The organism is Motilimonas sp. E26, from assembly GCF_021278025.1.
In the GTDB taxonomy this organism is placed as follows: domain Bacteria; phylum Pseudomonadota; class Gammaproteobacteria; order Enterobacterales; family CBDFNC01; genus Motilimonas.
Genome location: NZ_JAIBHJ010000012.1, coordinates 41843 through 57626 on the forward strand (window position 1 = coordinate 41843; position 15784 = coordinate 57626).

Annotated in this window: 16 protein-coding genes; 8 read left to right on the top strand and 8 right to left on the bottom strand. The window is 44.3% G+C overall.

What is annotated here, in order from left to right; genetic code table 11:
- Positions 1–340 precede the first annotated feature (340 nt).
- Positions 341–1318, bottom strand: a complete 978-nt coding sequence (locus K1M91_RS11710; RefSeq protein ID WP_232801946.1) for a TAXI family TRAP transporter solute-binding subunit — start codon at positions 1316–1318, stop codon at positions 341–343.
- 389 nt (positions 1319–1707) lie between these two features.
- Here K1M91_RS11710 and ylqF point away from each other — a divergent pair, with 389 nt between their 5' ends.
- The gene (gene ylqF, locus K1M91_RS11715; RefSeq protein WP_232801947.1) at positions 1708–2631 is read left to right on the top strand and encodes a ribosome biogenesis GTPase YlqF; all 924 of its coding nucleotides are present in this window, start codon (positions 1708–1710) and stop codon (positions 2629–2631) included.
- A 36-nt stretch (positions 2632–2667) separates the two neighbouring features.
- Here the strand turns inward: ylqF and K1M91_RS11720 are convergent, their stop codons facing one another.
- Genes K1M91_RS11720 through K1M91_RS11740 form a run of 5 tightly spaced genes read right to left on the bottom strand, consistent with a single transcriptional unit; the run spans position 2668 to position 6739 of the window.
- Positions 2668–3621, bottom strand: coding sequence for a biotin-dependent carboxyltransferase family protein (locus K1M91_RS11720; RefSeq protein ID WP_232801948.1), 954 nt, complete (start codon positions 3619–3621; stop codon positions 2668–2670).
- Entirely contained in the window at positions 3611–4312 is a 702-nt protein-coding gene (gene pxpB, locus K1M91_RS11725; RefSeq protein ID WP_232801949.1) for a 5-oxoprolinase subunit PxpB, read from the bottom strand. Before pxpB ends, K1M91_RS11720 begins: the two co-directional genes overlap by 11 nt.
- A gap of 2 nt (positions 4313–4314) precedes the next feature.
- Positions 4315–5049, bottom strand: coding sequence for a 5-oxoprolinase subunit PxpA (locus K1M91_RS11730; protein WP_232801950.1), 735 nt, complete (start codon positions 5047–5049; stop codon positions 4315–4317).
- Positions 5046–5987 carry a LysR family transcriptional regulator gene (locus K1M91_RS11735; protein ID WP_232801951.1) on the bottom strand — a complete coding sequence of 314 codons (942 nt, stop codon included), beginning with the start codon at positions 5985–5987 and terminating at the stop codon, positions 5046–5048. The genes K1M91_RS11730 and K1M91_RS11735 overlap by 4 nt, the downstream gene beginning before the upstream one ends.
- A 17-nt stretch (positions 5988–6004) precedes the next feature.
- Positions 6005–6739: a YciK family oxidoreductase gene (locus tag K1M91_RS11740; protein WP_232801952.1), complete on the bottom strand. Its 735-nt coding sequence runs from the start codon at positions 6737–6739 to the stop codon at positions 6005–6007.
- Between the two features lie 127 nt (positions 6740–6866).
- Here K1M91_RS11740 and sohB point away from each other — a divergent pair, with 127 nt between their 5' ends.
- The gene (gene sohB / locus K1M91_RS11745; protein ID WP_232801953.1) at positions 6867–7916 is read left to right on the top strand and encodes a protease SohB; all 1050 of its coding nucleotides are present in this window, start codon (positions 6867–6869) and stop codon (positions 7914–7916) included.
- 221 nt (positions 7917–8137) lie between these two features.
- Here sohB and K1M91_RS11750 read toward each other — a convergent pair whose 3' ends face one another.
- Positions 8138–9004, bottom strand: a complete 867-nt coding sequence (locus K1M91_RS11750) for a LysR family transcriptional regulator (protein WP_282561136.1) — start codon at positions 9002–9004, stop codon at positions 8138–8140.
- Between the two features lie 97 nt (positions 9005–9101).
- Here K1M91_RS11750 and K1M91_RS11755 point away from each other — a divergent pair, with 97 nt between their 5' ends.
- Positions 9102–9326 carry a hypothetical protein gene (locus K1M91_RS11755; RefSeq protein WP_232801955.1) on the top strand — a complete coding sequence of 75 codons (225 nt, stop codon included), beginning with the start codon at positions 9102–9104 and terminating at the stop codon, positions 9324–9326.
- Between the two features lie 7 nt (positions 9327–9333).
- The gene (locus K1M91_RS11760) at positions 9334–9972 is read left to right on the top strand and encodes an HAD-IA family hydrolase (RefSeq protein ID WP_232801956.1); all 639 of its coding nucleotides are present in this window, start codon (positions 9334–9336) and stop codon (positions 9970–9972) included.
- 174 nt (positions 9973–10146) lie between these two features.
- Here K1M91_RS11760 and K1M91_RS11765 read toward each other — a convergent pair whose 3' ends face one another.
- Positions 10147–10995, bottom strand: coding sequence for a co-chaperone YbbN (locus tag K1M91_RS11765; protein WP_232801957.1), 849 nt, complete (start codon positions 10993–10995; stop codon positions 10147–10149).
- A 205-nt stretch (positions 10996–11200) separates the two neighbouring features.
- Between K1M91_RS11765 and K1M91_RS11770 the strand changes: the two genes are divergently transcribed.
- The 4 genes from K1M91_RS11770 to K1M91_RS11785 all read left to right on the top strand — a co-directional run bounded on the left by K1M91_RS11770 (position 11201) and on the right by K1M91_RS11785 (position 15704).
- Positions 11201–12058 (top strand): ABC transporter ATP-binding protein, encoded by an 858-nt coding sequence (locus K1M91_RS11770; RefSeq protein ID WP_232801958.1) that lies wholly within the window; start codon positions 11201–11203, stop codon positions 12056–12058.
- A gap of 11 nt (positions 12059–12069) precedes the next feature.
- Positions 12070–13002: an ABC transporter ATP-binding protein gene (locus K1M91_RS11775; RefSeq protein ID WP_232801959.1), complete on the top strand. Its 933-nt coding sequence runs from the start codon at positions 12070–12072 to the stop codon at positions 13000–13002.
- Positions 13003–13009: 7 nt separating this feature from the next.
- Complete coding sequence (locus tag K1M91_RS11780) at positions 13010–13531, top strand: DUF2753 family protein (protein ID WP_232801960.1); 522 nt, start codon at positions 13010–13012, stop codon at positions 13529–13531.
- Between the two features lie 208 nt (positions 13532–13739).
- On the top strand, positions 13740–15704 hold the full coding sequence (locus K1M91_RS11785) for a methyl-accepting chemotaxis protein (protein WP_232801961.1): 1965 nt from the start codon (positions 13740–13742) through the stop codon (positions 15702–15704).
- Positions 15705–15784: the final 80 nt, after the last annotated feature.

Genomic DNA, 15784 nt, shown 5'->3' on the forward strand with positions numbered 1-15784 from the left:
TGAAATTAATATGGCGTGATAAAAACAAAGAGAGGAGCATTGCGCTCCCTTAGGGTCTGTTGATCTTTCGTGATTGTTTTTGCAGCGAATTGTTGGGTATTTATACAAGGCAGCGCTTTTGTGGTGTAGCTAGCTACACGAAAAGGCGATAACGCAGTAGAAATACCCAACAAACGCTGTCCTACGGATTCGGCTAAAAGCGTTTTGCCCATCGTTGAGCAGTAAGTATTTACTTAGAATGCTAAGCTACACACTGCTCGCCTTGCTCAAAACGCTTTTATCTCGAACAAAAATTAACCAGCAAAGATCAACAGACCCTAGGTTGGTTATATGTTTGGGTTTACTTAATAAGACCCGCTTCCATGTAGTACTTTTTGGCACCTTCATGAAGGGGTGCAGATAATGAATCTTTCACCATTTGAGATTTTTCAAGGTGTGAGAAAGCAGGGTGTAAGCGTTTGAACTGATTGAAGTTTTCAAAAACCGCTTTCACTACTTCATAAACTACTTTATCAGATGTTTTGGTTGAGCTTACAAACGTTGCGCCCACACCAAAAGTTTGCGTGTCTTGCTCGCTGCCCTGATACATGCCACCTGGGATTGCCACTTGGCGGTAGTAAGGTTTTCCTTCTACCAGCTTGTCAATTTCAGGTCCCGCTACGTTAACTAGTACGGTTTCACATGATGTGGTTGCTTCTTTGATAGAGCCATTTGGGTGGCCGACTACGTAAACAATGGCATCAACTTTGTTGTCACATAAAGCTTGGGATTGTTCGGCAGGTTTAAGCTCTGAAGCCAAAGTAAAATCTGCATTGGTCCAGCCATATGCACCCATCACTAATTCCATGGTGCTGCGCTGGCCAGATCCTGGGTTACCTACGTTAACGCGTTTACCTTTTAAATCAGCAAAGTTTTTGATGTTAGCGTCTTTGCGCGCCACAATTGTAAAAGGTTCGGCGTGGACAGAAAATACTGAGCGTAACTCTTTAAATGCGCCTGTTTCTTTAAATGGTCCTTCACCATGGTAAGCGTAGTGCTGTGAGTCTGACTGAGCTACGCCCATGTCTAATTCACCCGCACGAATGGTGTTTAAGTTATAAATTGAACCGCCGGTACTTTCAACCGAACAGCGAATGTTATGATCAGCTTTGCCTTTGTTAACTAAGCGACAAATCGCACCGCCAGTAGGGTAGTAAACGCCCGTTACACCGCCTGTACCTATACTAATAAACTCTTGTGCGCTGGCCGAAGGAATGGCCATACCTAGGCTTAAGCCTGTTGCAGCAAGGGCTAGGGTTAGTTTCTTTTTCAGCGACATGTACAGATCCTTTTTTGTTGTGAATGCAGGGTAAAAGCCAACTAGCTTTAAACTCTAGTGTAGTTTGTTTTCTGTTTTTTATTATTACCGTTAAATATTTAATAGGAATCAACGATATATGCTTAATCTAGAGTTCTAACGCCTTGATTGCAATTAAGTCAGGCGAATTCGTGATGTAGGTTATAAAATTGAAAAAATGCGGTTTTTATGTTTCGAATTTTGTTGTTGGTATTTTAAATGGAGTTTTGTACTAAAATTGAGCTTAAAACTAGTTATATGGCTTATTTTATCTCTGGCTATTTTTATAAAGGACTTATTGGTGAGAAAACCTGTACTTCTTGTCGTTAGTCGTTAGTATTGCGGCGGGTTTAGACTGAAGGAGAAAAAAAGTGGCTGTTCATTGGTATCCAGGTCATATGCATAAAGCGCAACGTGAAATTCGCGAAGCCATGCCGAATGTCGATTTGATTATTGAAGTATTGGACGCGCGTATTCCGTACAGCAGTGAAAACCCTGTTATCACCGAAGTCAGAGGTGATAAGCCGTGTATTAAGATTCTTAATAAATCAGACTTAGCCGATCCTGCTATCACTCAATTGTGGTTAGATTATTATAATCAGCAGACGAATATGAAAGCGGTGGCACTCACTACCCAAGAGCCAGAGCAAGTTCGCGCTATTTTAGACTTATGTCGCGCCATGTTTCCTGAAAGAGATCAGGGCTTAGCAAATATTCGTGCCATGATCATGGGGATCCCCAATGTTGGTAAATCCACTACTATCAATATATTAGCGGGCCGCATTATCGCTAAAACAGGTAATGAGCCAGCGGTAACCAAGGCCCAGCAACGCATCAACCTGAAAAATGGCATCGTTTTATCGGATACCCCTGGTATTTTGTGGCCGAAAGTAATGAACGAAAACTCCAGTTATCGTTTAGCCACTACTGGCGCCATTAAAGATACTGCGATGGAATATGAAGAAGTGGCGTTTTTTGCTGCTGATTATTTGCTCAAAGCTTATCCTGAGTTATTAAAAGCGCGCTACCAACTCGATGAACTGCCGCTGTCTGATTTAGAGCTACTTGAAGCCATTGCGGCCAAACGCGGCGCTAAAAGAGCCGGTGGTCGAGCTGATCTACATAAAGTATCAGAAATTCTACTCCATGAAATTCGCTCTGCGGCCATTGGTCGAGTCAGTTTAGAAACACCAGAAATGGTTGAAAAAGAAAAAGTGGTGGTCGCACAGCTGACCTTAGAGCGTGAAGAAAAACAAAAAGATAAGCCGAAAAAGAAAAGGCGCCGTCGGAATTAATGAGCAACACTATGTTTTTACTACAGCATGTTTTTACTATAAGTTGATGCCAAAAAACCGATAGAACTGGCGCAGGCTAGCTTGCTCATTGGCTAAATCAGCTAAAGTAAATTGCACATGACAACCTGGCGGCAGCTGGGCGAGCTTCCAACAAGCTTGGCTGGTCAGATTGGCTATTTTGGCATAGCCACCTAAGGTTTGCCGGTCGTTTAACAGCGCAACGGGTAAGCCATTGGGTGGTACTTGTATTGCGCCTAAGTTGATCCCTTGCGAGACAATTCCCTTAATATTACTACGCAATGGTTCACCGCTAAATTTAGCCGCCATGCGATTACTTTGCTGATCTAACACAAAATGTTGCTGTAAAAAGGCTTGTTGATCCTTGGCGCTAAATAAATGCCATTGTGGGCCTTTAAACACATTTAAGTTAACCCAGCTATGATGCGTGCTTTGATAACCATGTTGATAATATGTCGCTGGCACACACTGTTGATTTAATTCATGTTGTTTATTGATGTTAACGGGAGAAAAGGGCAGCACATCGCCAGTTTGCAGCTTGGCTCCCGCGTTAAGGCCGCCGAGCTGGTCGCGGCTGACAGTAGCTACACTGCCCAGTTGTAACGGTAGTTTAAAGCCTCCCGATACGCTTAAGTAGCAACGCATGCCTTGCCGACAGTGGCCAAAACTTAGGGTTTCTCCGGCCTTGATAACAGCGCTACGCCAAGGCTGAAGTGGGCGTTCATTTATGTGCATTTGCATATTGGCGCCGCATACAGCAAAAACCGTGCTTTGCTGCGCTTGTAGGCTTAATTGACCTAAGGTGATTTCGATCACTGCACAGTCCATCGAATTACCAAGGAGATAATTCGCCCAGCAAGCGGCTTTTAAATCTAAGCTACCACCTTGGCTAAACCCTGTGTGGCTATGGCCCAAGCGACCTAAGTCTTGAAGCGTGCTCAGCAAGCCTCCATTAATCACTTTAAAGCTCATTAAAACCTACCGTAATCTTACCGCCTAAGGCCACAAACTCTCTTTCATTAATGGTTACAAATTGCACCGTATCCCCCACATTTAATCGACAACTGAGCTGGCTATCAAGTAAAGGCTCAGGGCAATTACCAATAATGTTCCAGCCGCCGGGTGAGGCTTTCGGGTAAATGCCTGTTTGCGTATCGGCAATGCCGACACTGCCTGCGGGCACATTTTTTCGCGGCGCAGTTAAACGTGGCTGAGCGATGAGTGAATCGACACTCGCTAAATAGGGAAACCCCGGACTAAAACCGATGGCGTAAACTCGATATTGAGTCTGAGTATGCCGGTTAATGATGTCTTGTACAGACAAGCCTGTTTGCTGACTAATACGCGCCAAATCAGGGCCCGTGGTTTCACTGTAAAACACGGGTAATTCGACAACACGTGGACGGATGAGTTGCTTGCTTTGTCTTTGCGCTTGTTGGTAGCACTGCTGGAGTTCGCGATGCAAGCTGTCATAGTCCGTTTGCGTTAAGCGGTAAACCAGCATCACGGTGTTATAGGAGGGAACTAACTCGATAATGGCCGTTCGTACCGAGCTGCGCATTAGTTGCTGACAAAATAAACGGATCAAGTCTAATACCGGCTCGCTGATCTCGTCTGAGAAACTGACTAATAGACTGCTCTCATTAAGCGGCTCGATCTTCATTATTACAACGGTGGCCTTAACAGCGCTGCCAGTTTCGCAATGCCATTAATTGCCGCTGGATTATCGCCATGCACACATAAGGTATCGGCCTTAACACTCAAGATCTGCTGTGAATGGGTGATCACCTGCTGTTGATCCATGAGGCGCTGAGCTTGATTAAGCATTTGCGCTTCGTCGAGTTGCGCACCTGATTGATCTCGGCCAAGTAACGCGCCATTGTCTTGGTAACGGCGATCGGCAAAGGCTTCAAATATCAGTGGCAGTTGGCGTTTATCGGCTTGGGCTTGATGGACTAGAGATTGATTATCGGCTTGGATCATCAGGGCTAGATTTAATCCCACTGCCTTGACCGCATCCATTATCATGAGCATGGTGTCAGGTTGTTGCATCATGGCGTGATAGAGTGCGCCATGGGGTTTTACGTAGGATAATTCGACTTGATTGGCACGGCATATAGCGGCAAGCGCGCCCACTTGATATTGGATAATACTGCGCAGTTCGTTGTTTTCGATTGCCATTGCGCGTCGGCCAAAGCCAACTAAGTCGGGGTAGCCAGGATGGGCACCAATAGTCACTTGGTATTGTTTTGCCAATTTGACAGTGCGGTCCATTGTGAGAGGATCACTGGCATGAAAGCCGCAAGCTATGTTGGCCATGTCAACGTAAGGCATAACAGCTTCATCACTGCCCAAGTTCCAATTGCCGTAGTTTTCACCCATATCACAATTTAGTTTCACTTTATTGGCTCCTCATCACCGTTATGAAATACGTTAAACTCGATTTTATGCTCTGCCAACAGGCAATTAATAAGGGTTGATGCGCCTGGGCCGATGCGGTTTTCATCGGGCACCACTAAGTGCGTCATACTGGTCCTCGATCTGCCTTGTTTTAGTGGCAACATTTGTAATTGCTTTTGTTTGAGCTGCGAGGTAACAAAGTGTTTTGGAAACCAAGCAAAGCCGATGCCTTGACTGACCAAACTGACCGCTTCGTGAAAATTACTGACGGTTAAGCGCTGCTCTGATCTCAGCCAGCCTAAACTCTCATCAGGAGTGGTCGAGGTGTCTTTGATCACGACTTGTAATGCTTGCATCAGCTCTTTTACATCAACGCTGGATTGTTGGCTTAAAGGATGATCTGGACTGATGCAGGGAACCAAGTGAACGTTAAAAAGAGGCTGGCCAAGGTAGCCCTTAGGTAACTGGCCTGTAATCACAATATCAGCCTGTTTGTTGATGATCGCATCGCGGGTGCCAGTGATAACTGAATCGAGCAATTTAATACGGCTGCCACGGCTTTGTGGTAAAAAAGCCTGCAGCGCACGATATAAACGTTCTCTGGGGTAAATTATCTCAGCATATAAGGTGATTTCAGGCTCCCAACCTTGGCACAAATTATCCGCCAGTTGCTCTAATTCAAATGCACTTTGGGTTAACAGCCGAGAGCGGCGCAGCATGACTTCGCCAGCATTCGTTAAGTAGGCTTTGCGGCCCCTTACTTCAAGTAGCGCCACGCCCATTTGATGCTGCAATTTGGTCACCGCATGGTTGAGAGAAGACTGGCTCTTATTTAATGCCTCTGCAGCCCTGCTATAGCCGCCATGATCCACCACGGCTTGTAAAATACGCCATTGTTCGAGGGTGGCTTTTAAGCGCTTATTGGTTGGATCTTGCATTCAGACTCCGGAATAAATTACTGTGCGTTCAAGCTTTGGCCATTGACCGCTGAACTATCCGACCCCATTAAGTATAGGTAAGTTGGCATGATATCCGCCGGGCGCTTAAGTAAATCTGCATCTTCTGCTGGGTAGGCTTTTGAACGCATGGGGGTGTGAGTGGCGCCTGGGTTAATGCAGTTGGCACGCACATGGCTGCCATCAAGCTCACTGGCTAAGGTTTGCATCATGCCTTCGGTGGCAAATTTTGAAATAGCGTACACGCCCCAGTACGCTCGCCCCTGTCTGCCCACACTTGAGCTAGTGAAAATAATGGAAGCGGCTGTTGCTTCTTTTAGCACAGGTAATAAATGTTTAGTCATTAAAAACTGACACTTTACATTTACTTGCATTACTTCATCCCACATATCTTGGCCGATTTGATGAAATGGGCCAAGTACGCCAAGTGCGCCTGCATTATGAACTAAACCGTCGAGGTGGCCAAATTGTCCCGCAATGGTTTCAGCCATGTCTTGATAGTGCTGTTCGGTGGCGCCTTTTAAATCCATTGGAATGATTGCTGGCTGAGGTGCGCCAAGGGCTTCAATTTCGTCATATACGGCTTCTAATTTTGCTACGGTACGGCCTAACAAAATTACCCGTGCCCCATGTTTGGCATAAGTCAGCGCAATTTCTTTACCAATGCCAGAGCCTGCTCCGGTGACAAGTATGGTTTTGTTTGCTAATAAGTCTTGTGGGGCTTGATATTCCAAGGTGCGTTCTCCTGCAAAATTTTGTGCAAATTCTAACGTCTTCCCTTGGTTTTTGCTATGCTGGCGCGTTATATGTTCGCATAATGCGCGCTGCGTTTAACCTGTGCTTGTAAATAGGAGTGATAGATTGGAATTTTTATACGAATACGGACTTTTCTTCGCGAAAACCCTGACCTTTGTGGCAGCCATTTTGGCCATTATCGTCACCGCTGTGGTGTTGGCGGCGAAACAAAAAGCGCAAAAAGGTGAGTTGTTGATCACCGATTTATCCGAGCAGTTAAACAACAATCAACAGCATTTTGAAGAGCAACTGTTATCAGAAGATGAGCTAAAGGCAAAACAAAAGGCTGAGAAAAAAGCAGCCAAAGCCGCGAAAAAAGCGGCCAAAAAATCGCCGACCGAACCAGAAGCAGATGTTAAGAACAAATTATATGTTGTGGACTTCAAAGGCAGTATTGATGCCAAAGAGGTGTCGTCGCTGCGTGAAGAGGTGACGGCGATTTTGGGCGTGGTTCAGCCTAATGATGAAGTGCTGGTTCGACTTGAAAGTGGCGGCGGCATGGTACACGGTTATGGTTTAGCATCATCGCAATTACAACGTTTACGTGCACAAGGGGTTAACTTAACCGTATCAGTGGACAAAGTAGCAGCCAGTGGCGGTTATATGATGGCTTGTGTGGCTCCCAAAATTATTGCCGCGCCCTTTGCGATTATTGGCTCCATTGGTGTTATCGCACAAATTCCTAACTTTAACCGCCTGCTAAAAAAACACGATGTCGACTTTGAGCAAATGACCGCGGGTGAATTTAAGCGTACCGTGACCATGTTTGGCGAAAACACCGAAAAGGGTAAAGAAAAATTCCAACAAGAGTTAGAAGAAACCCATGTGTTGTTTAAAGAATTTGTCAGTGAAAACCGCCCGCAACTGGATATCAACAAGGTTGCCACCGGCGAGCATTGGTATGGTAGCCAAGCCTTTTCGCTAAACTTGATTGATAAAGTGCAAACCAGTGATGATTATTTACTGCAACAGAATGAGACAAAAACAGTCATCGCAGTGCGTTATGCAGTGAAGAAAAAATTAGCGGACAAAATTGCTCATGCTGCGTCATTAGCATTTGAACGCTGTCTAATGAAACTATGGCAGCAAGGCAAAGGACCGTTTATCAATAGCTAAAAAGCGATTGCACCTTGAGTGTGGACAATTGATAGTTGATTGAATGTAAGGGCTGTACTTAAACGTGCAGCCCTTTTAGTTTCGAGGCGTTGTGCTTGCGGCCTTTGTCGGGGCGGCAGTAATGGCGTAATCTCTTTTCTGATTTGAGTTAGCTTTGGCCGAATGATCGAAAGGGACTTCACTCAACATCTTGATAACTTTCAAGTTGATTGGGTATAAGCTTACAAAACTAACTTCTGTTTGGCATAGTTAACAAATTGCTCGATTGATTGAGTGACTCGAGCAGGATCCCACACCAAATAAATCCCCCAACTGGTGTCTTGTTCAAAGGGAATAACCGCTATTTCGTCAGAATATTGCAAAATCGATTTTTTCGGCAAGATAGACACGCCAACATCTGAAATGACCAATGTCAGGATGGTCTCTATATCGGTTGCGATATGGTTGGTACGAAAATCACGCCCTGCCAATATCGCCTTGGTCTGATTAATCATTTCTGATTTATCAGTTTGCTTAAGCATTAATAAATCGTATTTATCAAGATAATCTTGGATTTTTTCGCCTTGGTAAAGGTGCTTAGAAACCACTAATACAAACTCATCGGAAGAGACTTTAACACGCTTAAGATTTAGGTTTTTTGGCGCGCGCATAAAAGCGAGATCAAGTAAGCCCATCACCAGCTGTTCTTCTTGTATATGGGAGGCTAAATCGAGCAAAGATAAATGAATGCTAGTGTGCTGTGCCTTGAATTCTCTAATAATGCTGGGTAAAAAATCATTACTGGATTTGCCAAAGCCGATTTGCAGTGCCCCCACGTTACTGACAACTACTTGCTGGATATAGCGTTCCACCTTATCAATATGCTTATTCAGATTAGTGATTTCACTGATGATGAGCTCCCCTTGATACGACAGCATCGCGCCATTAGGTGTTCGAATAAACATTTCAACGCCGTACAGATCCTCGAAGTTTTTAATCTGTTTTGACAGAGCTGGTTGTGAAATACATAACTGTTGGGCAGCAGCTCTAAAGCTTTTCGCTTTAGCTAGTGCTTCGATCGCTTGCAAATGTTTAAGACTAACCTTCATAACAATAAGTTATCACTGCTAATTTTATTTCAATATACGTTATCACTGGGTTAGTTAAAATGCTAAGTATACTTAATCAACCAGAGTGATAATCGTTATGGAGTTTTGCATCTTAGCTAAAGGGGATGTGCTAGTTGTTGAAGACATCGCTAAAACTGAAACGGCAGAAATTATACTGGCTTTGTTTAAACAGGGGTTTGTATTAGCCCCCATTTTGATTGAAGCCAACAATGCTGAAAATGCACGCCTAGTTTTTATTAATCGTTTTCAATGGCGAGAGTTGGGCGAGGCGATGGCCAATAGACAGTTTCTAAAGGGATAATGCGATTATGATGTTTAAAGAAGAATTTTTTCTGTTTGATCTTGATGGTACGTTAGTCAATACCACCAACGTTGTTGAAACCGCATGGAGCGAATGGTGCAATCGGGTAAACCTAAATCCTGCAGAGGTGATCGCTTGCTGCCATGGGGTGAGGGGACAAGACATTATCCCAAGGTTTCTGCCAAACGCTGATTTAGAGGCTGAGCTAAGTTGGTTAGATGCCAGAGAGCTTGAATTATCAACCCTCTGCACAGAAATTACGGGTGCTAAAGCATTATTGCTAGCATTACCGAGGCAAAACTGGGCCATAGTGACATCCTCAAGTAAACAGCTTGCTCTCAAAAAGCTTCAGGTTTGTGGTCTGCCTATTCCTGAATTATTGGTGACTGCTGAACAATGCCACAAGGGTAAACCGGATCCAGAGCCTTACTTGATCGCCATTGATAAGTTAAACACAAGGGCGGCGCAATGTATCGTGTTTGAAGATGCTGCTGCAGGTATTACCAGCGCAGTGCAAGCCGGTTGCCAAGTTATTCGGGTTGGCTCCCCGCTGATTAAAGATGAACACACGGTCAGCCAAATTAAAGACTATAGCGGTGTATTTTTTAATGGTTTATTAAATATAAAAGGTAACGACAAAGTGTAAGTTAGCTTTGGCCGTTAAGTCGGTATGGCCAATGAGATGAAATAAAACCCACTTCTGCGAAAGATTTTCATTTTACCATAGGTTAATTGCATCACTGAGCCAAAAAACATAATCGCTTTTTAGTTCTAAAGCGGGTTAGCCGCAAAACGGCTAGCCCATTTCTGGCATCCCAAACTAATACAACAAACTATACAGCTTGCGGCGATAGCTACTGACTGCGGGGTCGCTTGAATGCGTGGCTAAAATATCCATAAAGGTTTGTTTTACTTTGCCGTCTTGTGCATTCATGTCGGTTGATAAAAGCGGGAACAGCAGTGCCAGCGCTTCTTCAATCCGATTTACTTGGCTGTATTGCACCGCCAAGTTGTAATGTAGTTCAGGCGAAGGCTGCTCGGCTATTTGCGCTTCTAACGCGCGAATTTCTGGTGTGTCAGCAGCTTGTTTGGCTAATTCTATCTGCGCCACCACGGCGTGATACAGCGGATCTTGATCAACCAGTTTGATTTTTTCAATTAGCGCTTGCGCCTCGGTGATATGGCCTAATTCAATATGGGCTTTGGCTAAGGTAATTTGCGCAACAGCCAGCTCAGGTTTGAGAGTGAGTACTTGTTTTAACGCCGTTAACGCGCCGCTGAAATCCTGCTGTTCAATTAATGCTTGGCCTTGTTGCAGCAATAAATCGGCCTCGTCTGGCAAATGTTTACTCAAAATATCTCTGATCGCGGCTTCGTCTTGATTACCGGCAAAGCCATCTGCGGGTTGACCATTAACAAACATCGCAGTGGTTGGCAGTGCCTGCACGCCAAATTGCATTGCGATGGCTTGGTCTTGCTCGCAGTTTATTTTGGCCAGCACAAATTGCTCTGAAAACTCATTAGCGAGTTTTTCCAAGGTGGCTAATAAATCCATCGATTCTTGATGGCTAGGCGCCCAAAACGTCACCATTACCGGTTGGCTTTGCGAGCCCTCTAAAATAACAGCCTGAAAATTGTCGAGTGAGACATCGATAATATTTGATTGCATGTGCAACTCCCCAAAGATAATTGCTTATATAGTGGGTACGAATACAAAGAAAAACAAGCAGGTAACAGATCACAAAAGTGCTTCTGTGACGCAGATAAAACGAAAAAGAAATTGCTAATGATATTGATTCGCAATAGCATTGGTTTTTTGGGTGTCAGTTGGCACGGCTTATTTTGTATTTATCGAGTGTATACAGGAGTGGAGAATGAGTGAGTTATCTTCAACGCGGCCTTTGTTGCAAGTAAGAGACTTGGAAGTCGATTACTTGACCTCAGACGGGGCGTTTCAAGCAGTAAAAAAAGTCAGTTTTGATATTGCAGCAGGAGAAGTGTTTGGCTTAGCGGGTGAGTCGGGTTGCGGTAAAAGCACCATTGCCTTTGCGGTGACTCGTTTGCATAAGCCACCAGCGTTAATCAGTGGCGGCGAGATTATTTTTGACGGCACCGATGTGGTCAAATTAACTGAGCATCAACTGCGTGACTTTCGCTGGACGCAAATAGCCATGGTGTTTCAAAGTGCCATGAACTCATTAAACCCTGTATTGCGCCTTGAAGAGCAGTTTTGTGATGTGATCATGACCCATAGCAATATGACACGTGTTGAGGCCATCAAGCGTGCTGAACAGCTGCTTGATATTGTGAAAATTCCGCGTGAGCGTTTGCGAGATTACCCGCATCAATTTAGTGGTGGAATGCGTCAGCGCTTAGTGATTGCTATTTGTTTGGCCCTAAATGCCAAGCTCATTGTGATGGATGAGCCAACTACGGCGTTAGATGTGGTGGTACAGCGCGAAATTTTGCAGCAAATTTATCATTTAAAAGAAGAATTCGGATTTTCTATATTATTTATTACCCATGATTTGAGCTTGATGACGCAGTTTTGTGACCGCATAGGTGTGATGTATCAAGGTGAGTTGGTGGAAGTAAACGAGTCACAACAAATCCGCCATCATCCGCAGCACCCTTATACCCAAAAGCTATGGTCTGCTTTTCCTTCTATTCATGAAGGTCGCAAGCATTATCAGCCAGCTGCTGACTTCACGCCCGAACTGATCCAATTATAAGGAAGATAATCATGGATAATACCCCTATTTTAGAATTGCGTAATGTGGTGAAAGATTTCACCACGGGTGGTGGTTTTGCTAAATCAGACCTATTTCGCGCCCTCAATGACGTGTCATTTTCTATTCACAAGGGCAAGGCGTTAGCGCTGGTGGGCGAGTCAGGCTGTGGTAAAAGTACTTGCGCGCGTTTGATCACTAAAATATATGAGCCCACTCAAGGACAAATTTTATTTCGTGGTAAAGACATCGCTGACATTAAAGGCCGCCAAGAAGTATTAAATTACCGTAAAAGCGTGCAAATGATTTTCCAAGACCCATTTGGCTCACTCAATCCTACTCACACTATTTATCATCATTTAGCGCGCCCCTTGCTACTACACCGTATGTGTGAAAACGATAAGACTAAACTACGCGACCGTGTGCACGAGTTACTTGAGATGGTAGAGCTGCCAGCACTGACAGCCGAGAAGTTTCCTCATGAGCTCAGTGGCGGCCAACGTCAGCGCGTAAATATGGCTAAGACTTTAGCGGTTGGGGCTGACTTGGTATTGGCCGATGAGCCAACGTCGATGTTAGACGTGTCAATCCGTATTGGCGTACTAGACTTAATGCAGCGAATGAAAAAAGAGTTTAATTTGGGCTTTTTATACATCACTCATGACTTGGCGACCGCCCATTACATCGCCGAAGAGACGGCGGTGATGTACCAAGGTCAAATTGTAGAGTGGGGCGATACCACGGAAGTGATTAATAATCCGCAGCATCCTTATACGCAGCTGTTGATCTCCGCCGTACCAGACCCCGATGTGCGTTTTGCTGATGTGGTGAAAGGTGATGAAGATTACTCCTCTCACGCGCAGCATATTCGTAATTTGAGCAGCGCCAAAGTAAACCAAATAAAACGAGTGAATCAGAACCACTACGTTAGGTTATTGGCTGGGTGAGGTAGGTATGGCAGCATTTTCATTAGACTTATGGCAAACCTTGTCGGCACAGGGGCAACATTATTTACGTGAAGGCGATACGCGCCAAGCTGAAATTTTCTATAAGCTGGCGCTAGCAGAAGCGCAAAAGCTAATTGATGATTTATCCCTGAGTGCGGAATATGAGCACAGTGCCCGTTTATACATGACGGCCTGCCATAACTTAGTTAACACCTGTAAAGGCAAAGGTGATGTCGATACCGAACATTATTATTTGCAGCTGGCTCATGCCCAGCTACAGCAATTTGCTGATAATAAAGCGCTCACTGAGCTGACGCGGGTGACGAGCCTAAAAATGTTAGATGTGACCTTAGTGGGATTGCTTGAGTTTCACCAGCAACACCAAGATCAACATTGGCAGGTGTTGTCGGACGCTTTAGTTGATGAGCATGTGGCTTATATGGCCAAACATCAAAATAAAAACTTATCGCCAAACTGTGAACAATGTGAAGGCTGCCAACATCACCCCAGTAATGTAACACTGCATTAATATCACCTCTTAAATAGCGCTCTTTTCTGTCAATGTTAAAGAGCGTAATAATATTTTACCTTTTTAACTTATCGAATTTATCGATTTAGCTGAAAAAAATAGCCTTTTTATGGATCCATATTTTGTTTTTTACATTTTATTTAGTTAGTTAGTAGCTTTGCTTGCTATAACTAACTAAGGTAAAAAATTAGTTAGTGGACTTAGATTAATGAAAGTATTGAATCACTTTTCAGTGTCACAAAAACTGGCCATTGCGCCCATTATATTAGGGCTGATACTCGTGCTGGTGGCATATACCGGGATCTCTGCGCTGAATACATTGCGTGATGAGATGCATAAAATCACCTTTGATTTAGCGCCTGATACTGAGCTAGCGTCTGATATTAGCGGAAATTTATTTCGCTTACGGATCACGGTTAAAAACTACGTGACAAGCGGTGATGATGCTTTGATTGGCAAATTTAATGAAGACGCAGCGAAATGGCAGTCATCCCTTAAAGAGGCTTATAAGCATATTCAAAATCCGGCTCGTGTTGCACTGCTGGACAACATAAAAAAAGATAAAGATATTTATCTTCGTACGTTTAATGAGCAAGTGGTGGTAAACCAACAAAAGCGTAACAAGGTAGTAGATGAAACTTTAAATGTAAAAGGTCCATTAATAGAGCAAGCGCTAACTAAGGTGATGCTGTCTGCTCAAGCTGATGGGGATATAGAAGCGGCCGCGGCAGCAGGAGCCGCGGTGAGAAACTTGTTATTGGGTCGCTTGTATGTCACGAAGTTTTTAGTTGAGAATAAGCCGGAGCAAGTTAGTCGATTTGATCAAGAGTTTAACAGCGCACAAACGAGTATTGATGCCTTGTTAACCAAACTTGAAAATCCCACCCGCCGTACTTTAAGTCAGCAAGCCAAAGCTGATATCGAATTATATGTAAAGGCTGCGGATGAGGTTGCTAAACATATATTTGCTCGTAATAAGGGGATTGAAATTTTAGATTCTACAGGTTCTAAAGTGACGGATATGCTAGGCGAGCTACGAAGCTCTGTCAGTAGTGCCATGGGGCAGGCATCGCAAAAAGCCGATCAAACGCAAGCAGCATCCGTTTCGCTACTTTTGACCGTGGCGGGAAGTGCTATTGTGATTGGTTTGTTATTGGCTTTTATTATCTCTAGAGCTGTAACGGGTAGCTTAAATACCATGAATGCTGTTTTTGCGGATATTGCCCAAGGAGAAGGAGACTTAACCAAGCGAATTCCGGTTACCGGTAAAGATGAACTGTCACAATTGGCGATGAGTTTTAACCAGTTTGCCGAAAAAATTCAGCATGCGGTGATGCAAGTCAGTGAGTCGACTGAACAATTACTGAGTGCGGCTGATGAGTTAACGATAAAAGCCAAAGGCACCCAAGACGATATTCGTGAGCAACAATCTCAAGCGCATTTAGCAGCGTCAGCGATGACAGAAATGTCAGCCAGTGCTAGCGAGGTGAGTGTGAGTGCGAGTAAAGCTGCAGAGTTATCTGGCAGTGCGATGCAAAGTGCCAGTGAAGGTCGCAATGTGGTGGTTAATTCGGTGTCTAGCATGTCAGGATTATCAAAACAGATTATAGACTCATCTAATATCGTGTCTGAATTGCAAAAAAATAGCGACCAAATTGGCACCGTGTTGGAAGTGATTCGCAGTATTGCTGAACAAACCAACTTGCTTGCTTTAAATGCTGCGATTGAAGCGGCGCGAGCAGGTGAGCAGGGGCGCGGATTTGCTGTCGTAGCTGATGAAGTGCGCTCGTTAGCATCCCGAACTCAGGAATCAACTAAAGAAATACAAAGCATTATCCAAACCTTGCAACAAGGCTCTGAAAAAGCGTTTAAAGCAATGCAAGAGAGTTGTGAAAGTGCTGAAGATACCGTTAATTTAGTACAATCAGCAGAGCAGTCACTATTATCCATTGTTGATTTTATGTCAGATATCAACAGTGCGATTGAACACATTTCAGATGCGGCGGGTCAGCAAGCGACGGTGTCTGATGAAATTAGCCAAAATGTGAATTCGGTATCTGAAATATCAGGCCGTACTCATAGTCAGGCAGAAGAAACGGCTCACTCTGCTGAACTGCTTAGTGAGTTAGGTCAACGACTTGCGACCAACATCAGCCAATTTAAAATCCGCTAACTGTTGTGCTGTTAATTCAGCCCGAATTAACCGGGCTGAATTGATCAGACTGAATAACCCGAATCTATGCGTTTTGCGTT